The 24671-nt window shown below is 44.8% G+C and carries 21 protein-coding genes and 1 pseudogene; 8 read left to right on the top strand and 14 right to left on the bottom strand.

Annotated features, from left to right (window positions below; genetic code table 11):
* Nucleotides 1-256: 256 nt before the first annotated feature.
* The 9 genes from deoB to SJ312_RS11080 form a co-directional block, all read right to left on the bottom strand.
* Entirely contained in the window at nt 257-1480 is a 1224-nt protein-coding gene (gene deoB, locus SJ312_RS11040; protein ID WP_004905728.1) for a phosphopentomutase, read from the bottom strand.
* Nucleotides 1481-1532: 52 nt separating this feature from the next.
* Nucleotides 1533-2855: a thymidine phosphorylase gene (deoA, locus tag SJ312_RS11045; RefSeq protein ID WP_004905729.1), complete on the bottom strand. Its 1323-nt coding sequence runs from the start codon at nt 2853-2855 to the stop codon at nt 1533-1535.
* A gap of 48 nt (nt 2856-2903) precedes the next feature.
* Nucleotides 2904-3683: a deoxyribose-phosphate aldolase gene (gene deoC, locus SJ312_RS11050; RefSeq protein ID WP_165879960.1), complete on the bottom strand. Its 780-nt coding sequence runs from the start codon at nt 3681-3683 to the stop codon at nt 2904-2906.
* 474 nt (nt 3684-4157) lie between these two features.
* Nucleotides 4158-5441: a NupC/NupG family nucleoside CNT transporter gene (locus SJ312_RS11055; protein WP_172767538.1), complete on the bottom strand. Its 1284-nt coding sequence runs from the start codon at nt 5439-5441 to the stop codon at nt 4158-4160.
* 305 nt (nt 5442-5746) lie between these two features.
* Nucleotides 5747-6532, bottom strand: coding sequence for a TatD family hydrolase (locus SJ312_RS11060; protein WP_319867672.1), 786 nt, complete (start codon nt 6530-6532; stop codon nt 5747-5749).
* Nucleotides 6525-7622 (bottom strand): patatin family protein, encoded by a 1098-nt coding sequence (locus tag SJ312_RS11065; RefSeq protein ID WP_004905737.1) that lies wholly within the window; start codon nt 7620-7622, stop codon nt 6525-6527. Before SJ312_RS11065 ends, SJ312_RS11060 begins: the two co-directional genes overlap by 8 nt.
* Nucleotides 7623-7754: 132 nt before the next feature.
* Complete coding sequence (locus tag SJ312_RS11070; RefSeq protein WP_004905738.1) at nt 7755-8165, bottom strand: BON domain-containing protein; 411 nt, start codon at nt 8163-8165, stop codon at nt 7755-7757.
* 191 nt (nt 8166-8356) lie between these two features.
* Nucleotides 8357-9946, bottom strand: a complete 1590-nt coding sequence (prfC, locus tag SJ312_RS11075; protein WP_112307954.1) for a peptide chain release factor 3 — start codon at nt 9944-9946, stop codon at nt 8357-8359.
* A gap of 256 nt (nt 9947-10202) precedes the next feature.
* On the bottom strand, nt 10203-10850 hold the full coding sequence (locus tag SJ312_RS11080; protein WP_000854920.1) for a LexA family protein: 648 nt from the start codon (nt 10848-10850) through the stop codon (nt 10203-10205).
* 117 nt (nt 10851-10967) lie between these two features.
* Between SJ312_RS11080 and SJ312_RS11085 the strand changes: the two genes are divergently transcribed.
* Genes SJ312_RS11085 through eexS form a run of 7 tightly spaced genes read left to right on the top strand, consistent with a single transcriptional unit; the run spans nt 10968 to nt 14640 of the window.
* Nucleotides 10968-11219, top strand: a complete 252-nt coding sequence (locus SJ312_RS11085) for a helix-turn-helix domain-containing protein (RefSeq protein WP_000451746.1) — start codon at nt 10968-10970, stop codon at nt 11217-11219.
* Nucleotides 11220-11274: 55 nt separating this feature from the next.
* Nucleotides 11275-12144: a hypothetical protein gene (locus SJ312_RS11090; RefSeq protein ID WP_319867675.1), complete on the top strand. Its 870-nt coding sequence runs from the start codon at nt 11275-11277 to the stop codon at nt 12142-12144.
* A complete protein-coding gene (locus SJ312_RS11095) occupies nt 12131-12793 on the top strand; it encodes a DUF6475 domain-containing protein (protein WP_319867677.1) in 663 nt (220 codons plus the stop codon). Before SJ312_RS11090 ends, SJ312_RS11095 begins: the two co-directional genes overlap by 14 nt.
* Entirely contained in the window at nt 12780-13328 is a 549-nt protein-coding gene (locus SJ312_RS11100) for a lytic transglycosylase domain-containing protein (RefSeq protein WP_078460331.1), read from the top strand. The genes SJ312_RS11095 and SJ312_RS11100 overlap by 14 nt, the downstream gene beginning before the upstream one ends.
* Nucleotides 13325-13624 carry a flagellar transcriptional regulator FlhD gene (locus SJ312_RS11105; protein ID WP_000210563.1) on the top strand — a complete coding sequence of 100 codons (300 nt, stop codon included), beginning with the start codon at nt 13325-13327 and terminating at the stop codon, nt 13622-13624. The genes SJ312_RS11100 and SJ312_RS11105 overlap by 4 nt, the downstream gene beginning before the upstream one ends.
* Nucleotides 13621-14154: a FlhC family transcriptional regulator gene (locus SJ312_RS11110; protein WP_319867679.1), complete on the top strand. Its 534-nt coding sequence runs from the start codon at nt 13621-13623 to the stop codon at nt 14152-14154. The genes SJ312_RS11105 and SJ312_RS11110 overlap by 4 nt, the downstream gene beginning before the upstream one ends.
* Before the next feature lie 54 nt (nt 14155-14208).
* Entirely contained in the window at nt 14209-14640 is a 432-nt protein-coding gene (eexS, locus tag SJ312_RS11115) for an entry exclusion protein EexS (protein ID WP_319867681.1), read from the top strand.
* Between the two features lie 32 nt (nt 14641-14672).
* Here the strand turns inward: eexS and SJ312_RS11120 are convergent, their stop codons facing one another.
* From SJ312_RS11120 to SJ312_RS11135, 4 genes are all read right to left on the bottom strand, one after another.
* Nucleotides 14673-18242, bottom strand: coding sequence for a conjugal transfer protein TraG N-terminal domain-containing protein (locus SJ312_RS11120; protein ID WP_319867682.1), 3570 nt, complete (start codon nt 18240-18242; stop codon nt 14673-14675).
* Nucleotides 18243-18245: 3 nt separating this feature from the next.
* Nucleotides 18246-19634, bottom strand: a complete 1389-nt coding sequence (locus SJ312_RS11125; RefSeq protein ID WP_319867683.1) for a conjugal transfer protein TraH — start codon at nt 19632-19634, stop codon at nt 18246-18248.
* Nucleotides 19635-19636: 2 nt separating this feature from the next.
* Entirely contained in the window at nt 19637-20581 is a 945-nt protein-coding gene (locus SJ312_RS11130; protein WP_319867684.1) for a thioredoxin family protein, read from the bottom strand.
* A gap of 437 nt (nt 20582-21018) precedes the next feature.
* Nucleotides 21019-22599 carry a PAS domain-containing methyl-accepting chemotaxis protein gene (locus SJ312_RS11135; protein WP_319867687.1) on the bottom strand — a complete coding sequence of 527 codons (1581 nt, stop codon included), beginning with the start codon at nt 22597-22599 and terminating at the stop codon, nt 21019-21021.
* Between the two features lie 114 nt (nt 22600-22713).
* Between SJ312_RS11135 and SJ312_RS11140 the strand changes: the two are divergent.
* Nucleotides 22714-23973 (top strand): annotated as a pseudogene (locus SJ312_RS11140) (IS4 family transposase); the annotation flags it as partial.
* Here SJ312_RS11140 and SJ312_RS11145 read toward each other — a convergent pair.
* Complete coding sequence (locus SJ312_RS11145; protein WP_029628492.1) at nt 23962-24240, bottom strand: hypothetical protein; 279 nt, start codon at nt 24238-24240, stop codon at nt 23962-23964. The pseudogene SJ312_RS11140 and the gene SJ312_RS11145 sit on opposite strands and share 12 nt — an antisense overlap.
* Between the last annotated feature and the right edge of the window lie 431 nt (nt 24241-24671).

Raw genomic sequence — 24671 nt, forward strand, 5'->3', positions numbered from 1 at the left:
CGGCAAAGAAAATCATCCCTATGAGCATACATTAGTATGTGATTAGGGGGATTTTATGCAGCCAACACCGCTACAGCCCAAAGTATGACGACAAAGCCTTGCCCATTACCTTTTATTCCCCGCCATTACCCTAAATAATTTGAGTTGTAGCTAGGCGGCAAAGAAAATCATCCCTATGAGCATACATTAGTATGTGATTAGGGGGATTTTATGCAGCCAACACCGCTACAGCTCAAAGTATGACGGGTAATGGGTGTTAGAGCATTGGTTTACCATAATCCATCGGCGACAAGTCAAAGTATTTCGCGACTGTCTGGCCAATATCAGCGAAAGTTTCACGGTGACCTAATGAACCTGGTTTCACTTTTGGACCATAAATCAACACTGGGATGTGCTCACGGGTATGATCTGTACCTGGCCAGGTTGGGTCACAACCGTGGTCTGCCGTTAAAATTAGGATGTCGTCTTCTTTAACTAATTTCATTAGTTCAGGTAAACGGCGGTCAAATAATTCTAATGCCGCAGCATAACCGGCCACATCACGGCGGTGGCCGTATGCAGAGTCAAAGTCCACAAAGTTAGTGAAAACGATGGTGTTGTCACCTGCCAGTTTCATTTCTTCTACCGTTGCATCGAATAGCGCATCGATACCGGTAGCTTTAATTTTCTTGGTGATACCGACATGAGCGTAAATATCCGCAATTTTACCGATAGAAACAACTTCACCTTGTTTTTCATCAACTAATTTTTTCAATACGGTTGGTGCTGGTGGCTCTACCGCTAAGTCATGACGGTTACCTGTACGTGTGAAGTTACCCGCTTTGTCGCCAACAAATGGACGCGCGATAACACGGCCAATGTTATAACCACCTTTGGTTAACTCTTCACGCGCAATTTCACACAGCTCATACAGTTTATCTAAGCCGTAAGTTTCTTCGTGACACGCAATTTGGAATACTGAGTCAGCAGAGGTATAGAAAATAGGTTTCCCTGTTTTCATGTGCTCTTCACCCAGTTGATCGAGGATAACTGTACCGGATGAATGGCAGTTACCTAAATAGCCCGGCAAGTTTGCTTTTTCGACTAAAGTATCCAGCAGTTCTTGCGGGAAGCTGTTTTCTTCATCAGAGAAATAGCCCCAATCGAATAGCACAGGTACACCCGCAATTTCCCAGTGGCCTGAAGGCGTATCTTTACCCGAAGAAATTTCGCTCGCATAGCCGTATGCGCCAATAATTTCTGCATTAGGGTCAAGACCTGCAGGGAATGAACCGCTTGATTCTTCTCCTGCTTTACCTAAACCTAATTTTGTTAAATTAGGTAAATGCAGAGGCCCTTTACGACCAATATCCGCTTCGCCACGGGCGCAAGCATCTGCGATGTGACCCAATGTATTGGAACCCTCATCACCAAATTTATGTGCATCATGTGCTGCACCGATCCCAAAGGAATCCAAAACCATAATAAATGTGCGTTTCATATTTTTCTCCTGCGGTATTTTTAAAACGATATACCACTAAAATCTATTTGTATTACTCGCTGATTTGGCGATAAACCATTGGTGTTGTTTCAGGAGATTTGTCTCCAATCACCATCGCTTCACGCACTTCTTTCGCCGCTTCTTCCCACGCTTTTTCACTATTTGCATGGATAATTGCCAGTGGCGTTTGGGTATCCACTTTGGCGCCTAACGCAGCGATATCACTCAAACCAACGCTATAATCAATTGGGTCTGTCGCTTTACGGCGACCACCGCCTAACGTCACTACGGACATTCCTAGCGCACGTGTATCCATTTGCGTGATAATGCCATCTTTTGGTGCATAAACAGCTTTGCTCAGTACCGCAGTCGGCAAGTATTTGTTGTAATTTTCAACAAAATCAGCAGGCCCTTTTTGAGCTGCAACCATACGGCCAAACACTTCTGCCGCTTTACCATTGTCTAATACTGCCTGTAATTTTTGGCGTGCTTCTTCGCGGTTTGCTGCTAATGAACCAGATACCAGCATTTCTACACATAACGCCATGGTGACTTCATAAAGACGTGGGTTACGGTATTCACCCGTTAAGAATTGAACCGCTTCACGAACTTCAACTGCGTTACCTGCGCTGGAAGCTAGCACTTCATTCATGTCAGTCAATAATGCCGTAGTTTTACAACCCGCCCCATTAGCGACCTTCACAATTGACTCAGCCAACTCTTCTGACTTCTCATAAGTTGGCATAAATGCGCCTGAGCCGACCTTAACGTCCATCACCAGAGCATCAAGGCCTTCAGCCAATTTTTTACCTAAGATTGAAGCGGTAATTAGCGGAATTGAATCCACTGTCGCTGTAATATCACGGGTCGCATAGAAACGTTTATCAGCAGGTGCTAATGAATTAGTTTGCCCAATAATTGCCACCCCGACATCTTTGATAATGTCACGGAAACGAACGTCATCCGGGAAGATATCGAAATTAGGGATCGCTTCAAGCTTGTCTAGTGTTCCACCAGTGTGGCCTAAACCACGGCCTGAGATCATCGGTACATAACCGCCACAAGCAGCGACCATAGGGCCAAGCATCAGTGAAGTCACATCACCCACGCCGCCAGTTGAGTGTTTATCAACTAATGGGCCATTGAGGTTGAGTGATTTCCAGTTCAGAACGGTTCCTGAATCACGCATTGCTAACGTTAATGCAACGCGCTCAGGCATGGTCATATCATTAAAATAGATAGTCATTGCCAATGCAGCAATTTGACCTTCTGAAACTGAGTTATCGCGAACACCATTGATAAAGAAACGAATTTCTTCTTCGCTTAATGGCTTACCATCACGTTTTTTACGGATAATTTCTTGTGCCAGAAACACAATATTCTCCTTTAAAGTCGAATTTATCGGCTAACAATATTGCGAAAATTAATAACTGCTGCTTGATTTTTTAACGTCAAAACCTAGCGTATTTAATAAATTTGCTAATAGGCTAGAAGCACCAAAACGGAAGTGGCGGCTATCTGCCCAATTGTCACCTAAAATTCGTCCCGCTAACGCTAAGTATTCTGCTGCTTCTTCTGCGGTACGTACACCACCAGCAGGTTTAAAGCCGACTGTTTTTTCAACGCCCATATCACGGATGACTTGCATCATGATTTCCGCACTTTCTAATGTTGCATTAACAGGTACTTTACCTGTCGAGGTTTTAATAAAATCAGCGCCCGCTTTAATTGAAATTTCAGAAGCCTTACGGATTAGTGCTGCATCTTTTAACTCACCTGTCTCAATGATTACTTTCAGCAACACATTCGCAGCCGCACAAGCGTCTTTACAGGCTTTCACTAAATCAAAACCAATTTGTTCATTACCCGCAATCAGCGCACGATAAGGGAAAACAACATCAACTTCATCCGCACCGTAAGCAATCGCTGCTTTGGTTTCAGCTAATGCGATATCAATATCATCGTTACCGTGTGGGAAATTCGTAACCGTTGCAATATGCACATCTGGAGTGCCTTGCTCACGTAATGTTTTACGTGCAATGGGAATAAAACGAGGGTAAATACAGATTGCAGCGGTATTGCCTGCTGGGCTTTTCGCCTGATGACACAGTGCGATGACTTTTGCATCAGTATCGTCATCATTTAAAGTGGTTAAATCCATAAGTGACAGCGCGCGTTGTGCGGCCGCTTTTAAATCAGTCATATAACTCTCCAACGTTGTTAATTCTTCAGAACGACACGTTCTTTGTTGGCGAGCGGGCTTGGTTCCTTAAAGATGCTAGTCGGATTCTTTCCGAACTGAGCAGCTGAGATCCTTCTCACCGCATCATGCCCTAGAGTCCTAGACTCTGAGAACTAGCAGTTCCATAGCAGCTTACTAATGCCTATTTGACCATGGAATGATGCCATTTTATGTGCTACAAATCACATTAATCGACTGAATGTTACATTATTAAAATAATAAATGTGATATAGATCAAATTATACCATCTATCGCCATCAATTCTTCTCTCAAATGGCTTTTTCAATATTTTCTTTATCATTAATTGACTAAGTTAAGAATAGTTGAAAATTTACGATTAATATAAAAAGTCATAAAAGAATATAACGAATCAAAATGAAAACGGAAGGATTAATCCCCTTCCGTTTAATTGGATTAGCTGATAGCAAATATAAATTAAATTACGGCTGCTGCGCCTAACGTCAAGAAAAAGCCAGCAATGGTTGCACTCATTAAGTTAGACAGGGTACCAGCCATAACCGCTTTCATACCTAAACGAGCGACATCACCACGGCGATTTGGCGCCATTCCGCCTAAACCACCGAGTAAGATAGCGACGGATGAAAGGTTAGCAAAACCACATAATGCAAACGAAATAATTGCTTTAGTATGGTCGGAAAGCACTTGTTTGCCTGCCGCCAGCACTTCAGCATCCGCTTTCATGTATTCACCGAAGTTCATGAATGCGACAAACTCATTCACAACAACTTTTTGGCCGATAAAAGAACCGGCAATTGTCGCTTCACTCCACGGCACACCAATTAAGAAGGCAATCGGAGCGAATAACCAACCTAATAATAATTCCAGTGATAATTGTGGGTAATCAAACCAGCCACCAATACCACCTAAGATGCCATTGATCAATGCAATCAAAGCGATAAAGGCCAATAACATTGCCCCTACGTTCAGCGCCAGTTGCATCCCTGATGATGCCCCAGAAGCGGCCGCATCAATGATATTGGCAGGGCGTTCATCTTCAGCGACTAAATCTGTCGCATCAACCCTATCTTTTACATCTTCTGTTTCTGGAACCATCAGTTTGGCGAATAATAAACCACCTGGAGCGGCCATAAAGGAGGCAGCAATCAGGTATTCCATTGGTACACCCATTTGGGCGTAGCCGGCCAAAACTGAACCCGCTACAGAAGCTAAACCACCACACATAATGGCAAACAGCTCTGATGTCGTCATTGTTGCAATATAAGGGCGAACAACCAATGGTGCTTCCGTTTGCCCAACAAAAATATTTGCTGTTGCAGATAACGATTCTGTTCTTGAGGTTCCCAATATTTTTTGCAGACCACCACCAAGAACTTTAATCACTAACTGCATGATCCCTAAATAATAAAGGACAGCAATTAACGATGAGAAGAAAACAATAATTGGTAAAACGCGGAAAGCGAAAATAAAGCCACCGCCACCAAACAGTTCAAACATTTTATCGGAAACAAGGCCGCCAAAGATGAAGCTCATCCCATCTTGACCATATCCAATAACTTTAGAAACCGCGTCAGACATCCCTTGGAGCACACTACGCCCCGCTGGAACATAAAGAACAAATGCACCAATGGCTAATTGAATTAAAAATGCGCCGCCAACTGTGCGTAGTCTAATTGCTCGGCGATTGCTGGAAAATAGAATAGCTATCGCGATAAGTACCGCCATTCCGATAATACTCATAATGAGCTGCATGGAAGGATCCCTGTTCACTTTATTTTAGGTTGATATATAAGGAAACGTGTAAGTCACCTTGACTCTTAATTTGATGATTATACCTAGTCATCACCAATAACCCGCAATACTCATCACAAATACATACTGCAATAAACAACAAAAATTCACATAATGTGATAAAAGTCACAAAAACTATTCAGTTTAATCTGTAAAGGCACTAAAGTCCCAATTAAGCACAATAAAAACTAAATAGATTTTAATAGCCAATTAGTGAAATTATATAAATATTATTTATGATTCTGTATGCGATTTTACTTGGTGAGATTAAATAACGACAAACTATTGTTGTAAAGTTGTTGGGCTATTTCTGCAGGGGATTCGTGGCGAAGCTCACATAATGAACGAAAAACCCACTCAATACGTTCAGGACGATTTGGTTCGCCTTGAAAACCTGAAACTGGCATATCAGGGGCATCCGTTTCGAATAATAATGAAGTCAAAGGGAGTTGCGACATCACATGGCGAGTTTTATTCGCCCTGTCATAAGTAATTGTGCCACCAACACCAATATAATAGCCAAGTTTAACAAAGGCTTGGGCTTGAGATAGACTGCCGGCAAAACCATGCACAACGCCACGAGCTGGGACATCAAAACGACGTAGCATCGCAGCTAATGGGTCATGGCTTTTACGTGAATGTAAAATAACTGGTAAATCAAACTGTTTCGCTAACTTTAATTGTGCGGACAACAGCACTTGCTGGTGCTCAAATTGCGGGTTTTGCATATAGAGGTCAAGCCCAATCTCCCCTATCGCCACACACTTTTTATTCTTTTTAGCTAGATAATCAGTCAATATATCAATATGTTGCTCTTGAAACTGACTCAAATATAACGGATGAAACCCCATAGCGGCATGCAACTGCGGGTACTGCTGTGCCAGTTGCCAAACTCGTGCAAAATTATCCATACTCACTGTAGGAATGATAATATCACTCACCCCGCTTTGTTGAGCAAGCTGCAAACTTTCAGTGAAGGAATCACTAAAAGGTGGGAAATCAAAATGACAATGAGTATCAATAAATTGACGTTTAGCCATCACGATTTTCATTTGCGGATATTGCGGCCAAAGGCATTGAGGTAACAGGCTCCGCCGCCAATTCAGGAATGAGCTCATTCGGTACTTGTGGCTCAAGCTGAATATCTAATGGGTTAGACTCAATTTTCTGTGCCAAAGTATGGCTAAAGCGATTTGTGTTGTGGTCAAAGGCATCACCCAGTGCTGCAATAAAATAGCGACCACACCGGCGCCCCGTATGGTAATCTTGATTAAGCGAAGATACCTTACTACCCAGCGCACTACTTTTCAGTGGAACAGGTGGATAAATCTCAAAGACCTGTACATCTTTTGGTGGGTTTTCAATAAATTCTTGTGTTCTACGGTAGCTTTTCAGATGAACTTTTAGCATCGCGGCCATACGTTGTAGGCCATTTTTATCCCCTTCCAGCCACCGAGTCATTCTTTTCACCCATTCAGGGGTAAAATACATTTGGGAAGGAACGGTACGGATCACCACAATAGTCTCTGCACCGCGGCGGTATGCCTCTTCAACTGGGATAGCAGCACTAATGCCACCATCTTGGTAAAGCGTGCCATCAAATTCGACACCTTCACGATAAAAGCCCGGAATAGCGCTGGATGCACGAATAATATCGAGCCAGTTGTCTGCGTCAGGCTTTAGAAAAGCAGCGGAAAAATCATCACTGCGGCTTGCTCCCATATAGAATTCACGGCCTGAATTTAATAAATCGAGCCCTGCTTGTATACGTAATGGGAATTCTTTTGCTGTGGTGTCGACGAGCCAATCTAAATCAATCAGATGACCGCCGCGGATAAAGCGCAGTGGATTGAAAAATGCCGAATTAGTCGTATAACGCGTGATCACACGGCGTGCATAACCTGCTTGCCCACAAATATACGCAGAAAGATTTTGAGCCCCAGCTGAAGTGCCTATCATCAGGTCAAAAGGGTTGAAATCAGAGATAAGAAACTCATCCAGTACACCCGCAGTAAAAATTCCTCGTTGACCGCCACCTTCACAAATCAGGGCAGTTTTTCCCGAGTTGATATTATCAAAGAATGCAAGCGGCTCAATCGTGCCGAGTGTAACTGAAACGTGTTTTCCCATAATGCCTCTGAATGACAGAAGTTCACATTAAATAGCTCAAAAACAGAATGAGCTTCCCTTTGAAAGCCCATTCTATCCGCATTGTACAATAAATATTCAGCAATATGAGCTATTGAGACATTTATTTACTGATTAGTTAGCGATGACTAAACCATTTTGTACTGATTTTACCCCATTGACTTGCGATGCCACTTGGGTAATTTTATCAATTTGATCGGCTGATTTAACAAAGCCTGATAAGTAAACAACACCATTGACTGTTTTTACTGATACGCTGTTACTCGAAATACCTTTCGTACCCAGTAATTTTCCTTTTACATCCGCCGTAATCGCGGAGTCATCAATGTAGTCACCGGTGTTTTTAGCGCCACTCGAAATGGCATTCCCAGTATCTTTACCTGCCATTTCAACGGTCTTAGATGCACTGTCCCAGGTTTCTGAGGCTTGTTTTTTCAAAGCGCTATCTGATGATGAGCTACAAGCCGCGAGCGCCCAGCTCAACCCAATAACTCCTAACAAACTCAATAGTTTTGCTTTTTTCATAAAAACCTTCCTTTCACTGCAATGGACAACGAATAATATAGCCTAAGTAAAAAAACATAAAAAATAAAGAGAAAGGTGATAAAGACAGAATATTCTTGATGATAAGCATAAAAAAACAGGGAAAGTTGCTTTAAATGAAGTTCGAAATAAGATGACCCACTAACTATGTTAGTCGTGGGTCATAAACACAATTAGTGTTCGCGTGTTTTGCGGAATTTAACGTCAGGGTAACGTTCACTAGTCAGGTTCAAATTCACCATAGTCGGTGCGATATAAGACAAGTTGTCGCCACCATCAAGGGCTAAGTTTTGCTCATTTTTGCGTTTAAACTCTTCGAATTTCTTCGCATCATCACACTCAACCCAACGCGCAGTAGAAACGTTAACGGCTTCATAAATAGCTTCAACGTTATATTCGCTTTTCAAACGCGAAACCACCACGTCAAACTGCAGCACACCTACCGCACCAACAATTAAATCATTGTTAGTTAACGGGCGGAACACCTGTACTGCACCCTCTTCAGATAACTGAACGAGGCCTTTTAACAGTTGTTTTTGTTTTAGCGGATCACGTAAGCGAATACGGCGGAATAATTCAGGGGCAAAGTTAGGAATACCCGTAAATTTGAGCTCTTCACCTTGTGTGAAGGTATCACCGATTTGAATCGTACCATGGTTATGTAACCCAATGATGTCCCCTGCATAGGCGTTTTCGACCTGAGAGCGATCCCCCGCCATAAAGGTTAAAGCATCAGAAATGACCACATCTTTTTTGATGCGCACTTGGCGTAGTTTCATGCCTTTTTCATAAGTACCTGAAACTATACGCATAAACGCAACACGGTCACGGTGTTTCGGGTCCATATTTGCTTGGATTTTAAATACGAAACCAGTGAACTTTTCTTCTGTCGCATTAACTTGGCGTAAATCTGTTTGGCGCGGTTGTGGCTGAGGAGCCCATTCCACTAGGCCATCTAGCATATGGTCAACACCAAAGTTACCTAACGCTGTTCCGAAAAAGACAGGGGTTAATTCACCCTGCAAGAATGCGTCATGGTCAAATTCATGAGATGCCCCTTGAACCAATTCCAGCTCATCACGTAACTGTGCCGCTAATTCATCACCTACGGCAGCATCAAGATCTGGGTTATTCAGCCCTTTAATTATACGGACTTCTTGAATAGTGTGACCTTGGCCTGTTTGGTATAGGATTGTTTCATCACGTAATAAATGATAAACACCCTTGAATAATTTACCACAACCAATAGGCCATGTGATTGGACAACAAGCAATTTTCAGCTCATTTTCCACTTCATCCATTAATTCCATTGGGTCACGAATATCACGGTCCAACTTATTCATGAAAGTTAAGATTGGAGTGTCACGTAGACGAGTGACTTCCATCAGTTTACGTGTCCGGTCTTCAACCCCTTTACCCGAGTCAATGACCATCAAGCAGCAGTCAACTGCCGTTAATGTACGATAAGTATCTTCAGAGAAGTCTTCGTGACCTGGGGTATCCAATAAGTTAACAAGACAATCATTATAAGGAAACTGCATAACAGAGGTGGTAATCGAAATACCACGCTGCTTTTCCATTTCCATCCAGTCAGATTTAGCGTGTTGGTTAGAGCCACGGCCTTTTACCGTACCAGCACGTTGAATAGCGTGCCCAAACAATAACACTTTTTCGGTTATTGTGGTTTTACCCGCATCGGGGTGAGAGATGATAGCAAAGGTCCTTCGCTTATTGATTTCATTAAGAAAATCTTGGTTTGCCATGTATAAATTCTTTTAGTTTGTACACGGATTTGTACACACTTTTGGAAGTACTCTCTTTTCAGTTCTTCGCTTGTCAAATCCGTCGTGTTAATCGTAATTGGCCGCTATTTTCGCTGATCTTGACTTTATAAACAATCAATGGTTATCTAATCGGTTACCATTTACTCTCAGCGTGCACCAATGCTCAGTTGTAGCTGTTTGCAATCGTTGCTTCTTCAGCTAATGAACAACTGTGGCTAAACCACAAATTCCTTCGCTACCAGAAATCGATGATAGCTTGTCGTACTACACCGATGATGGTGCAATTGCCGTTGATCGGTATTGCAGGGTATTGCGGGTTCAAAGGTTTTAGATACTTCTGTTCACCATCAATAACCAACTGCTTAAAGGTTGCTTCTTTCGAATCATCCAAACGCGCAACAACCAATGAACCTGAAGAGTAAGGTAACTCAGGATCAACAACGATCACTGCCCCCTCAGGTATGGATTTTTTTCCGCTTGGATTTTCCATACTGTCGCCTTTTACGCGAAGTGCGAAACAACCCTCATGTGCTTTCCCAGTGACTTCACGCCACTCCTCAGCATCTTCATGGGCAAATCCCTCCGCTATTTCAGTCCAATCACCGGCCTGAACCCAGTTAATGAGAGGAATTCTTCCCTTAATATCAGGCCCGACTTCTACATTACCGACCCCCAAGCCAATCTCGCCATCACCTGTGGCGAGCCAATGAGCATTCACGCGAAGCGCCTCCGCGATCTGCATGGTGTAACGAGACCTAGCCGATTTACCAGAGCAAATCTGGCTGATCGACTGCTGTTTGATACCAATGCGACGAGCCAACTCAGACTGAGTCACCCCAGTAAGCTGCAAGGCATGGTTTAGTCGTTCGGATAAAGTTTTCATAAGCCCGTATTCTACAAATAAAACTGTAGCCTTTCAACAATTTTAACTGTTGACTTAGCTACAGTTTAAACTGTAACATTCAATCTTGTAACAGTTATTATTGTAACAGGAGACGGTATGGAAGTGTTCAACACGACACAAAAACATCTCCGCCGTGCCATTGACTTGGTCGGCGGGCAATCAGCATTAGCGCGAGCCATCAACTCAAAACAGCAAAACGTCTGGTTTTGGTTGAATAAATCAGGGCGTGTTCCCGCTGAATTCGTTTTACCCATCGAACAAGCTACGCAAGGACAGGTAACCCGATCTCAGTTAAGACCGGACATCTATCCCGAATGCCCAAGCGAGCTGAAAGCCAGTAACCAGTAGGATTAAGGGCAAATAATGGTCAGCATTTTATGTAAACACAAAAGCGAGTTCCTCCATGCGTGACTATGGCAAGGTCTATACCCGCTTTTGGCTAAAGCAAAACGTTTTGTCCTGGAGTGACTCAGCGAAGTTGCTAGGACTGTATTTGCTTACATGCCCACATTGTAATTTGCTTGGCTGCTTTAGATTGCCGATTGGTTACGTTGCTTCTGACTTGAACTGGGATGAGCAACAGGTTGCCAAGGCTCTAAATGAGTTAGAACAAGATCAGTTCCTCATTCGTTGCGAGGAATCCGGTTGGACTTTGATTCGGAGCTTTCTGAAGCACAACCCAATCGAAAACCCAAACCAAGGTAAGGCAGCCTTTCGGTTGTTTAAAGATGTACCTGCCGACTTCGTTGGTATGGCATCGCTTTTGAAATCTCTTGCCGCTTTTCAAGCTCGGCTACCAGAAGAATTTTCATCATTGTTTATGCCTGATGGCAACCCGGTAAGGGACTCTCAACGGTCGGATGACTCTGAGAGAAGCAATAAATCAACAGTTAAAACTGTTGACTACATACAGTTTGAAGACTTCTGGGATGTACAAATACGCAAAGAAAAGAAAGCGAAAGCCAAAGAAGAATGGCTACGCATGGGCCTCAATGAAGACCATGAACTCGCCTTGGAAGTGCTAACACGCTGGAAAGAGCAACGTGACAACCGATTGCAGTATCAAGATCGGACTAAGACCCCTATGCCACATAACTGGCTTTTAAACCGGCAATGGGAAGACGAGTACGTTCGCATCGATGAAACACAGCAAACACCGACGAGCCTAAAAAGCAGCAATCACCAGTTGAATATTGAAGAAAGCAATCGTCGCATCGCTGAAAGTTGGGCCGGACCAGGTATTCGGGAGGTTCGTTCAAGTGCAGGAGGTTGATAAACGCGAGTTTGCTGAGGTTTGGGGAGCCGCTTGGGCCATGTATGGCAAAAGCGTATCACCGCAATTGCTATCCATCGCATTTGAAGCCCTTCGTGCTTATAGCATTGAAGAAGTGCGAATCGGTCTGACTCGGCATATTCAATCACCGGATACTGGACAATTTTTTCCAAAGCCCGCTGACGTCATCAAGCATATCGATGGCAACTCGGGTTCAAGAGCCATGGTTGCTTGGAACAAAGTTGACAAGGCTGTTCGTCAGGTTGGCGCTTGGACATCCGTGATGTTTGACGATGCACTTATCCACCGCGTGATTTCAGACATGGGGGGATGGGTTGAACTCTGCAAAGTTGATGACAGGGAATACCCCTTTAAGCAAAAAGAGTTTTTAACACGCTACCAGGCTTACTTGCTGCGGGACGAAGTGGGTGAATACCCAAGGCTATTACAGGGTATTACAGACCATCAGAACCAGCAAAAAGGATTTGATATGCAAGCGCCTGTTACCGTGGGTGACTGGTCAAAAGCGGCACAAGTTTACACGAGAGGCATCGCCAATTTTAGCGCAGTGCCTTTGAAAAGAATAAGCCCGAAAGCCATTCAGGCGCTTCTCGGAAATCAATTAGAGGACAAAAATGAAAACGATTAAAGCAAAAACCGTTGCCCTAGTGATAGCCATGTCCGCAAGCACTTCAGTCTATGCGTTTCCGGGCTATCAGTGGGAAAAAGCAGCACAAAGTGTTGGTATTGATCCAGTCATGCTCTACGCCGTTGCCTTGGCTGAGTCGGCCTCACATCGAGGTCTTAACATGACCAGTCCATGGCCATACGCAATTCGCAATGGTTCAAACGCAACCTACGCCAAATCTAAGACAGAAGCGGAGCAACTGTTAAACCAGGCACTTCAAGAGAGTGAAAAATACCAGCTCGATATTGGCCTTATGCAAATCAATTTGCATTGGCATGGGCATCGAGTGAGCTCAGCAGCAGAACTGCTAGACCCCATCACCAACCTTACTGTCGGCTCCAGTATTTTGGCCGAAGCAATCAAGTCTTCACCAAACGATTTAGAGCTTGGCATAGGCCGCTATCACAGTTGGAACGAAGATCGTGCACGCTGGTATGGGCAAAGAGTGCTTTCTATCTATCGCAATATTTTACATGAACTGGAGGTCCGTCAATGACAACCAATCAACAAGACTTCTATCAATTAAATTTGGCGTACCTACACGCAGCACGTGAATTAGCGCGAATTGATCCGCAAGAGGCGGTCTTGCGCTTTGGACTTACACGCGACGTGGTGGATGCACTGATTAATGCCGGTGTTGACGACCTGCAACGAGTGGCGACCTCATCATTCATGCTGTTTCAACCAAGGGGTAACCAAAGCCAACTGATTGAGATGGTTAAGAGCAAAGGCACAGGTATCCCAAGAATCGCTTATTTATTATCAACCCTAAACAACAAGGGGGATGCATGATTGATAACCTATCCAAAAGTGAGCTGTTTACCCGAGCCTCGCTGCTTATTAAGTACGGATTTCGAACGACCATTATCGCGCTCGATACAGGTTTGCCAATCCACATTATCAGAAGGCTGCACAAAGAAGTGACTGGCAAGTCACCTTGTCCTGGTCAATTGCCAGAATCAGATGCCATCGTTAAAAGCAGAAGATCCTTAGTTGAAGGCTCCCTGCTGATGGCGCTTTACGTCAATATTGGTGGTGATAATGTCTACAAGCAATTAAATATTGATGCTTTGATGAAGGCTTACGATGCGTACTTGGTTGCAAGGGAAGAAGCAGATCTTCCAGCTGAAATCCCCTGGAAAAAACTAACCATTAATGAAGGTTGGGTTCTAGCTCGTGATTTAAGATCACAGCTAGCATCCTTACACCGGTGTCGATGCGGCAGTCTGTATTTGACGGTATCTCAACAGCGCATTCAGCTTAAATGTCCTGTGTGCGAGATTATGGCCGAGCAAACCACTAGAGCACTTTTTGAGAACTAACATGCTGATGCATGATTTGATTGTGCACCGCCCGTGCACTTTGAGAGTACTAAGATGACAAACTTACTTAAATCTTTACCAGCACGCTGCTGGGTTATTTCACTGGGGCTTTTTCTGGCGACTTTGGCTGTGGCTCATTTTTTTCCCTCAGAAATATTAACAGCATCTGCCAAGTTAGCGGCTTTGCCATTTCTGATTTGCACCATCGTTTTTTTCAGCTACTTGGGGTTCAAAGCAACTGCTAGTCCTATCGGACTTATAGCCATCATCACTATGCTTGTAGCAATCGCATATTGGCAAGCGAGTTGGACAATTGTTGGTTTGGGACTCTTTTTCTTAGCTATTTGTACTGGAATTAGATTCTTGAGCAGCCAAATTAAAGATTCGGGTAGAACTTTGAGCATTGAAGAAAAATGGTATTGGTATAAGCTCCATTCGTTTTTTGATGGCTTTTATCCTAGGTATCCCAAAAAGCCAAAAAAATAGCCAGCCCACCACAAGCTGGCTACCTTCTGTTTTTAGTTCCTTCCTGATGCTTGGTTATAGGCCCTAATATCGATCAAGTTGTTCTGAGCATAATCTCCCGCAAGGGATGCATTTGAGATCACTGCAATCTGCTTATCCACAAATGCTTTATCTTCTTCGGACACACTGTCGGGGATGTAAGAGCCACTCTCATCCTTTTGACGATACTCATTTAGCATTTGTTCCCTTAGGCCAAGCATTTCAGGCGACCAACTCGATGAGTCTTCAGAGTTGAAAACGCGCCCCGCCAAACCTTCATTGAAAGCTTGAGCGAACACTTGACTTTGAATCGGGGTCAATCCCATTCTCTGCCCTTCGCTGTATGCTTCCTGTTTAAAATCATCGGCATACTGTTCTAAGAACTCACCATATCGATTGTTAACTGCCGCACCGAATGCCCCCGCCAACATGGCTTCAGACTTAGTGCCCCAGTTTACTTCGGAGGCATACTGCGAACTCGATCCACTGTATGCATCATTAAACGCCGTCAATGGATTTTCCAAAGAGGTTCCGGCATCAACGGCGGCTTTTAAGCCATCCCAGGTTGATTTGCTGGCCACCGTTGCATTGTGCAAGAAACCTCGTGAGCCAGGATCTTCAAGCGCTTGTTCTTTGTAACTCTCATAGTCTTCGCCAAAGTGATTCAAGGTATGCAGTGCTGCATCAGTATGCTTGCCACTGAAATCACCAATAGCACTGGCGCTGTTGAAGAACATTTCAGCACCAGAGACTCCGCTATCATCAGCCATAATGCGAGATCGCCAATGAGATCCAGCTTCACTGTTTAGTCCAGATTGATAGGTGCTTGTGTCAGAAGCTACGGCCTGCTGGGCTTGCTGCTGATGCGCATTCAACTGTCCATCTATACCAGACAGATTGGTTTGGTAAGCCGATTGAGCTGCGTTGAACTGAGTTTGAACTGTTGCTGCATCCTCGTAGCCGCCCAATACACCCGATTCAACTTGGCTTTGAGTACCACCAAAAGTAGGTGCAGTTGATGACAAGCCTTCATTTGAGCGCGGCTGAATTGATCGTAAATCGGCTCCGGTAGCCATGGCCATAACCGTCATTGCAGCTTGATAATCATTGTCGCGTTCAGCGGGCGTTGAAGAGTTGCTATAGGTTAAAGACTCCATAGCTGCCGCTACATACGCCTGATTATCATCAGGTAGCAAGCGCTGATACATTGGAAGGTTTTCACGTAAACGGTTACCTGCTTCAACATGCTGGTTCATATAGCGACCTAAATAATCCATGACTTCAGGATTGTCCGCCGCTAATCGGGTTAACGTCGCACCATCAGTATTTCTTTGTCCTGATAGACTGTAGCTGGCCTGATCAAGCTCACTAAAGCGATTTGATGCCGTGACAACGTCTTGTGCTGAACTCTGAAGTGACTGATAGTCTTGGTTAGACAAGGACATCTCAACGCCAGAACGTCTTGAGTCTGAAAGGTCCTTAACCATTGCATCGCGATACTCAGCACGTCGTGAATCACTCGATGCCAAGCTTTGCATCTCCCCAGTGAGCGTATTTGCGGTCGTAGATCGAGAACTGCCTTCTGACGACTCAACTTGGCCACTAAAGTTACCACCTAAATCCACCCCTGCTCGTACCCTTGATAGTTTTGGTACACGAGATGAGTCTGGCTTATCGACTCCTGGCAAGTTGCCCTGTGGAGAATCATTGCCGCCAGTACCAAGAAGCCTTCCAAGAAAGCCCTTATCAGCAACTTCTTTCTCACCGGGATTAGTAATAGTTCCATCGCCACCGACCCTTAGGCCTCCCGATAGCACGCCCGATACCAAGCCACGTACAGCATCTTTTTTATCGTCTCCAAAACCATACCGAGTTTGCAGGTCATCAGTAACCTGATTAACAACGGCACTAGATGCGGAGTTAGAAGAGCCGATCTGACGTCCAACCGAAGAAAGGTTATCGTAACTTAGCTTTTCACCAAAGGTTCGGCTCATGGTATTGCCAACCTGACGGCTAAAGGCTTGAGTTGCCTGAGTCATGGATTCTTTTGCAGAGCCGACCATTGAACCCACTGCGTTTCCGACAGAGAAACTGCTTAGTAGGTTTGACGCGCCGGTCATAGCAGAACCAGTGAGGGCTGAATTTTGGAACATTGACTGTGATTGCATTACCGGGGCATTTTTCGCGACATCTGGACTTGCCAGCTTTTCATCAATGGCATCACCGTTTTGAAGACGCCCAGCCAAGTGGGTAGCGGTTATTGCTGAGCCATACACGAGCATGAGCGAAATCGCTGGAACACTCGACGCCAACATGCCGCCAGTAGCTATCCAGGTTTGCAGCACTGAATCCATTTGCATCATCCCGGCAAAAGATGGCACTTCTGTACCTGCAAAGGCATCAAGCGCCGACATTTTCCCTGCAACGGTTAAATGAATATACAGGTTAATGATGGCCATGACAGGCATCCAAAGTTGGATCCAAAGCAGGATTAACAAGTACTTCCCGGCCATTCGCATCCCGATTTGGCCAAGGGCAATCACAAAGGCCATCAATGGGGTGATGGCGTAAATGAACCCCTCAAAAAACGTCATCATCGGACGAACGATACTTTGGAAAAGAGTCTGCTCCGCCGCCCATTGTGTATTGCGCTGTTCAATCGCTTGGTTAACCATAACGGCGGCGGTGAAAGCTTGATCATCCATATACTTGCCCGTCACGCTTTGCTCATAAATAGGCAAAAGCACTGACGCGGTCATGTACTCTTGGGTGTTAACCGAAGCCAAACCAAGGTTATTCAGTGCATTTCGGATCACGTCATCAGTGTCAGTGGCTGACGAAGTCCCCAATGAGGCTGACAGAACCTGTTTAAGCCTCGGAATGAAGGTTGATTCTGTCATGAGTTTCAGTTGGCTATAGGCATCGGTGCAGTCCAGATCGCTACTGCTACCACTGAGCATGATGCGCGTGCCATAAATGCGCGAATCAAACCTAATCGCAGTCATCGGGTTAGGATCACTCAGCACCTGATCGAGGTTCTTTTGGCCAATGTCGATACCAATCAAGGTGCACTCTTTAATGTAGTTAAACCACGATTGCTCGATATCCGAGCCGCCGACACGATTTGCATCACCCAACCCAGAGCGATCCATCACCTGTTTTCTCACTTTAATCAGTGACTGTAAACTGGATGCAAAGCCGTATTCCGTCATGGCGGGAGTTGAGAACGCCGTTTCAAACAATCGCGTGATTTGAAAGCCAACAGTTGAAATCGTACTACCTGCGGCAGCAACACCGATGGGCACATTATCAACCACTCGAACTTGCCCCGTGTACGCATCCTCAATGCTCACTCGGGTACTGGGTCCAAACATGGTTGCAAAGACTAGCCATGAGACTAAAACGTGCTGAAAGTTAATCCCACGACCACCTTGCATTAAGGCCTGAACAGAGACCATCAATACCCCAATGAGCAAGCCAATCCGAACCATTGAAGTAAAGTCGCCTGTACCAGTGATCATCGCGACAGCGTTCAAGACCTGCTCTAAAAATGCCGAATCCCCGATGGAATAGATCTCCCACATTATCTATTCCCCCAGCGCCGTAGATTTAACGGTGTAATAACGCTGTTTGCGAATGGTCTGAATCACCTGGTTAAAATGCGCCAGCAATTCTTGCTCTGAGCCGTATCTTCGCTGCAACGCAGCGTACTCCTCATTGATTTGGCGACGTGCACGTTCAAGGTCTTCCGTTAATAACTTCGCATAGGCATGATCTTCCACACCGGAGGTACTTCTAGCTGCATTGAGCATGTCTTCAACCAATGCTCGGGCCATCTCAACAGCAATAAATGGCGCAGCTCTTGAAGCAAACGACCTAGCAGCCCCTTCATTTAAAGCAGAAAGTGTTCGAATCATGCCGCCAATGCTTGCAGGAGCCGAGGTCATAAAAGCCTTTTCGGTGGTGCTAGCTGCCCCAGTATTTCGAGCAAACTTAAAAATAATGCCGTTACTAGAACCTGTACCAAGAAGTAAATTTTCGACCTCAGTTGATAACCCGGTTAGGGTCACGTTAGTGATTGTCGGATTTAGACAGCCGTCTTGTATCACTGTGTCACATCGGTACATAGCGACGTTACCGCCATGAATTAGATGCTCAATAGTCACTTTATTGCCATTCAGTCTGGTCAGTTTTGGGGCTTTACCTTGACCATCAGCCGCATTCGCTAAATCACCAACGATGATCGAGCCCGTCACGGACATAACCGCTTCAAGAAAACGGTCATCCCCCGATGCAAACCAGCTTGATGCCGAGTGACGTTTCAGTGCTCGCCAAACCAAGTTGCCTTTAATCGTTTTGTTCACATCAGATGCCGCGACACTCGAAGCATTCTCGTAAGGGTTCTTACCGTTGGATTCACTCCAACTGGTAAAAATGTCTCCAGCCCCTTTAAGTGAGCTCAACATGCTGGCCTCTGTTTGCCCCTTCTTACCAAAGGCGGCCAGGGTATCGTTCACGACTCCCTGAGCCATTTGACAGGAATTGCCAAAATACTCGTTCAACTGCTGGATTTTCTTTTGCAGTGTCTCCATGTGCTGAGAGCATTTCTCACACATAGCACTGAGCGCCAATTGGAATGCGTATCCCTTGGCATTTGCCGCTACAGAGCGAAGTAATTGAACAAACTGATCTGCATTAACAAATGACAAACTTCCAGCGAACATATCAATGCCGCCACAACCGGCTTGGAATGACGGTGGCACCATAGAGACGAGGTTCTCGTTCATGATCCTGTTACGGACAACAACGCTTCCACCAGATATAACGCCACGCCGCTGACTCTCGAATACGCCAGGCGCAGTGGTGTTGGTCATTGAACCAAACAACTGGTTCATCTCCTGTTGCAAGCTTGCTTGGCTTATAGACGAAAAACCAATCGCACAGGCGATTAGCGATACTTGAAATACTTTTTTCATCGTTATAACCCTCCTTGTGCACGCAGATAGCGAACAAGGAACTCAGGGTCATGTAATATCTTCTCGTTAAGCTCTTGGGCTGACATCGCGAGTGAAACGCCGGGCTGAACAGGTCTGGTGGCATAGTAAGTTTGATCATCAATCCAACCGGCTTGATGGGCTGCAAGAATGATTCGATTATTGAGTTCATCAAGGCTCATTGCGCCCTGGCCAATCGGAGTGATGACATTAGGCGGATCTACTAAGAACACGGCAGGAACAGTCGTAACGGACAACGATTGTGCTTGTCCTGAATCGACTTTGTAATTTGGAAATTCTCCACTTGGTAAAGGCAAGCCATCGACAGCAATAGCAAACACCTCGAAACCGTAGTTCAAAGCCATGGATTCGATGATAGGCGCTTGAGCATGGCAATAAGGGCAATCCGAACGATAGAAGAAGAACAAGCCAGCCCGTTTTGCTACTTCACCTAAAGCTACATCACGTTGAGCGCCAGCTTCTCGATCCATCCGATTGGCAGCATAGGTCGCCAAGGGTCTGCGACTGATTTCATCCAAAACAGGATCGCCCATGACCACCTGCTGACTAACATCAGCAAACTGTGAGCCCTTATCCATCATGACTCGCTGGAGATACAGATAGGCTCTGACATTCTCATTCGTCGGCTCATCAATTGCCTTGTCCATGAACGACTGCATGTGCTCTCGGAACCAGGCAGCACTGAAAGGCTTTAGCCCGCTCTGACTCGACTCTGCCGCACCTGATTCCGGCTTTATAGGCTCTTCATCCTCCGCTGGCTCAGGAATGACCTGATACCAAAACCAGCCTTCCTGACCACGCTGATAGAATTGCCCATCACTAGCATGAGCGGGCAGGATGAATAGAAAGAAAATAATGATTGGGATGGTCACCCATAGGATGAACCAAGGGAACAAGGGGGTTCTCATTGTCAGCTCCAGAAAATTTCATAGAGCTAACATGCTAATGATCCCGGTAAGAGCGATTGGCCAGATAGATGAATGAATCGTGTGTTTTTCTGACTAGCTGTTGTGACCAGTAACAACAGCTAATTTTAACGAGCCAAATTTATGATTGGACCGCTTTGAGCGAAAAGCAGCTATTCAGATCAGGCCGCTCGTGAAAAACGAATCTCTGCTTTGCCTTATTTGCTGACATTCGTTTTTTCGAGAGCCCTCATATCATCTCTAGTAAGGTGAGCAATTTCGGTGCACCACTCCAGTAATCTCTGGTGCTTTGAGAGTCCAAATGAGGGGCATAGACAGCGTGATTTGTCTTGAAACCTGACATTCAGTCAGCCTGTGCTCGGATAAGTAAGCCTGCAGCTCCTGTTCCGAGCGATAAATCAGGTTTAGGGTGCGCATGGCTAGATCCCTTGCTGTGTCTCCCAGAACTGATTGGTTAGCTGATCCAATCTTCTGGTGATATTGACCGTCTTTTCGGCAACCTTTCCGCTTAATTTAACGGCATCGAGGTTTTCCTGCGCATTACTTTTTATAATATGCACGCTTTCACTGACCGAGTTTACCACCGACGTTTGTTCATTTACTGCCCGCGCAATTTGCTCGCTCATGCTGGAAATCGTGCTAATCGCATTCAGGATATTTTCCAGAGCCTGCGCCGTGGCATGGCTTTTTGCCACACTCTGTTCCGCTGCCGCTTCACCGGATCGCATGGCACTGACGGCTTGTCGGACACCACTTTGTAATTGCTCAATGACGCCGCGGATCTCCTTAGTGGATTCTTGGGTGCGATTGGCCAAAGAGCGCACTTCATCGGCAACAACCGCGAAGCCCCGGCCAAGCTCACCTGCTCGTGCAGCTTCAATGGCTGCGTTTAACGCCAACAAATTAGTCTGGTCGGCAATGGCGAGAATAACGTCGAGGATTTTTTCAATTTCATTGCTGCTTATGGCAACGTTATTGATGACCTGCGACGCCGAGTGAATGAGACGTTTCAATTCATTAATGGTGCTGGCATTTTCATCAACAACCTGTTTGCCGGAGTTGGCAATTGCCAGTCCGTCAGCAGAGGCGGTAGAAGTTTCGGCTGCGTTGATGGATACGCTTTGGATACTCACGGCCATCTGTTCCATTGCCGTTGCAACCTGCTCTGTTTGTTCAAACTGATGTAAGGTGCCATTTTCAGATTGTGTTACGGCAGCACTTAAACTTTGGGCATTTTCACTTAAGGTTGACGACATATCATTGATGCGGCCAATTAATGCCGCGTTCTCAGACTCAAGTTTTTTAACCGCCAGTAACAAAGTCCCGGCTTCATCATTTCGACCGGTGTAGACGTAGCGCGCGACCTTATCTTCAGAAATGGTTTTGAGTTTCGTTAATGCGAGCAGTAAAGGTTGGCTAAAGACGAAGACTGCGGCGCTGACAACAAAGGTACTAAAAATTGTGGCTAATAGTACGAGTAAGGCGGAGTAGTTTAAGAGATAAACCAGTACCGGCAATAGTAAGCCGGCAAAGAGTGTAATCAATATTTTGGCGGGCAGCGATAGTGAATCGCCCAGCTTGCGTAAAGATTTTCCAGCCTGGATGGCGGCGTAAACTTCTTCTGCCCGAGTAATAAATTCAGGCTTTGCTTTACGCCTTACCGATTGATATTCCTCGGTTCTGCCATTCTTTTTAATCGGCGTTGCATAAGCATCAACCCAGTAATGGTCACCGTTTTTACAGCGATTTTTGACAATACCCATCCAGGATTTTTCGGCGCGTAAATCAGCCCAAAACATTTTAAATACGGCGGGTGGCATATCAGGGTGGCGGACAATGTGGTGGTTCTGACCATTTAGCTCTTCTTTGCTGAAGCCGCTGATATCAATAAAGTCTTTGTTAATATAAGTGATTATGCCATCAAGATTAGTGGTCGATAGAATATTGGCTTGGGCAGAAAAACGCTGCTCCACGCCGGTGACCGGTAAATTCTGTTTCATATTGGGTCCACCTACGTATGATCTTTAGGATTTGAAAAGGTGCTTCATTCGTGATCTAATTGATTTTGCGAATAAAAAAGATCATCTTTGCAGGCAAAACGAATGAAGCACTAACAAGATAGCCCATTCTTAAACGCTTTTGAACGACTTTTTTCTCCAGATGAGCTTGATACGCTTGGGCAAAAACCGGATTTATGAAACGTCGTCGCCAGGTCACGCCGCATAAGTTCTGCATGGCGTTGGTCAGCGCCCTTGGCTCTGGGACTACGAATTCTATTACCGATATCCACCGTCAATTTAATCATATGCACTTCACCAACATACAGCTAAAACCTTCTCATAAACAGTTGGTTAAAATGGCTGCGCCTGAGTTTATGCGTGAAGTGTTTGAAAAAGCACTGGCTGTGCATCTTCCAGATATGCTTACTCTGCGAGAGAAGTATAAAGACGTTTTTGAACGTATTATCTTGCAAGATGGCACCAGTTTCGCGGTGCATGGCGACTTAATGCACTATTTTCCAGGCCGTTTTAACGTACACAACCCTGCTGCGGTTGAGTTGCATGTCACCTATGATGTGTTCAAAGGACAACCACAGCGCGTAAGCCTGACCGAAGATATTGCGCCAGAGCGGGAGTATTTGCCATCAGCCTCATCCTTAGCTGGTTGCTTATTTATGGCAGATGCGGGTTATTTTTCAAAGGCTTATGTCCAGGAATTGCAAGACGCCAGCGTTTTTTTCATCATCCGCATGAGCAACAGCGTGAATCCAATGGCCGGTTGCAACAAAAGCCAGCAGGCAAAACCGCTGAAATCATGGCTAAAAGAATTACCCGGTACAGGTGCGTTGGATTTAGACGTGCATTGGCCGGATGGTCCAATTTATCGTTGTGTGGCATTTGCCGCATTAGATCACAAAAAAAGACATGTTTTGGTGTGCACCAACCTTGATCGGCAACAGTTTCCCGCAGAAGTTGTCGGCGACCTCTACCGTGTCCGCTGGCAGATTGAACTGCTATTCAAAGAATGGAAGTCGATGAATAATTTGAATAAATTCGACACATATCATCCAACAATAGTCGAAACGCTGATCTGGGGAAGCTTGCCTGTGGCAACCTTAAAACGGTGGCTTATCAACGCGGCACAACAAAAGTATAACCGGGTGATTTCACTGTTTACCGGTGCAAAATCAGCCCATATCTGGTGGTTTACCCTTTTGTTTAGATATTGCCAGAAGCCATGGCGCAGATTTAGTGACGGCCATAAATGAAGCATTGGCATTTTTAGCACAACGTTGCCAGCGTCAGAATTTGAAGAGGGATCAAAAAAACGGGGTGTTTAAAATGCTAACTAATCTAAATATATCAGCAGCTTAAGCTCTTAAGGACATACGTATGAGCAAAATCATTTTCATGCTCAAACGCGATACGAAGATCCGTTAAGTAGTAAGCCTCTGGATACTCAGGAACCAAATCTTCAGGTTTAAAGAAAACTGCATCAATAAAGTAGTAATCCGCATTAAAACACTTAAAACCTAAGGTCTCAGATATATCTATTAAAATTGAGCTATTTGAATGGATAATTGTCTTTGTATAGGCTTTAGAGTTTCTCCAGGTATTTTCAAGCTCATTTCTTACGTGCATTTACTTTATCACACCAAGCAAAATAAAATTTCTTAGCTAAGTCCATCAGAACCTCTTTACTGCTAACAATTTCATCAAAAGGAAAAACCACGCTTTTAAGCAGGGACAACCCTTTTGAGTTTTTAAAATACTGCAACGCTAACGTAAAAATTCATCAATCTCAAACCTTTGGTAGCGAGTACCTAGCTGTGGGACGAGCAAAGCGTGAATAAACACACCAAGTAATTTGAAAATACATATATAACATTTGACAAGATTGCATACTACTGACTGACAAATACAAACTGGTTAGTAGTTCAAAATAGACATGGATAGCACTTCCCATATAAACCATTTGGAATTTCGTGAATGTATCGAAATTTTCGAGAGCTCCGTTTCAGTTTTTGTCAGGAATGTCAGCTTTCAGTGAAAAGCGCCGATTTTGTCGAATC

This window comes from Providencia sp. CIM-Carb-044 (genome assembly GCF_033901115.1).
GTDB classification, from domain to species: Bacteria; Pseudomonadota; Gammaproteobacteria; order Enterobacterales; family Enterobacteriaceae; genus Providencia; species Providencia hangzhouensis.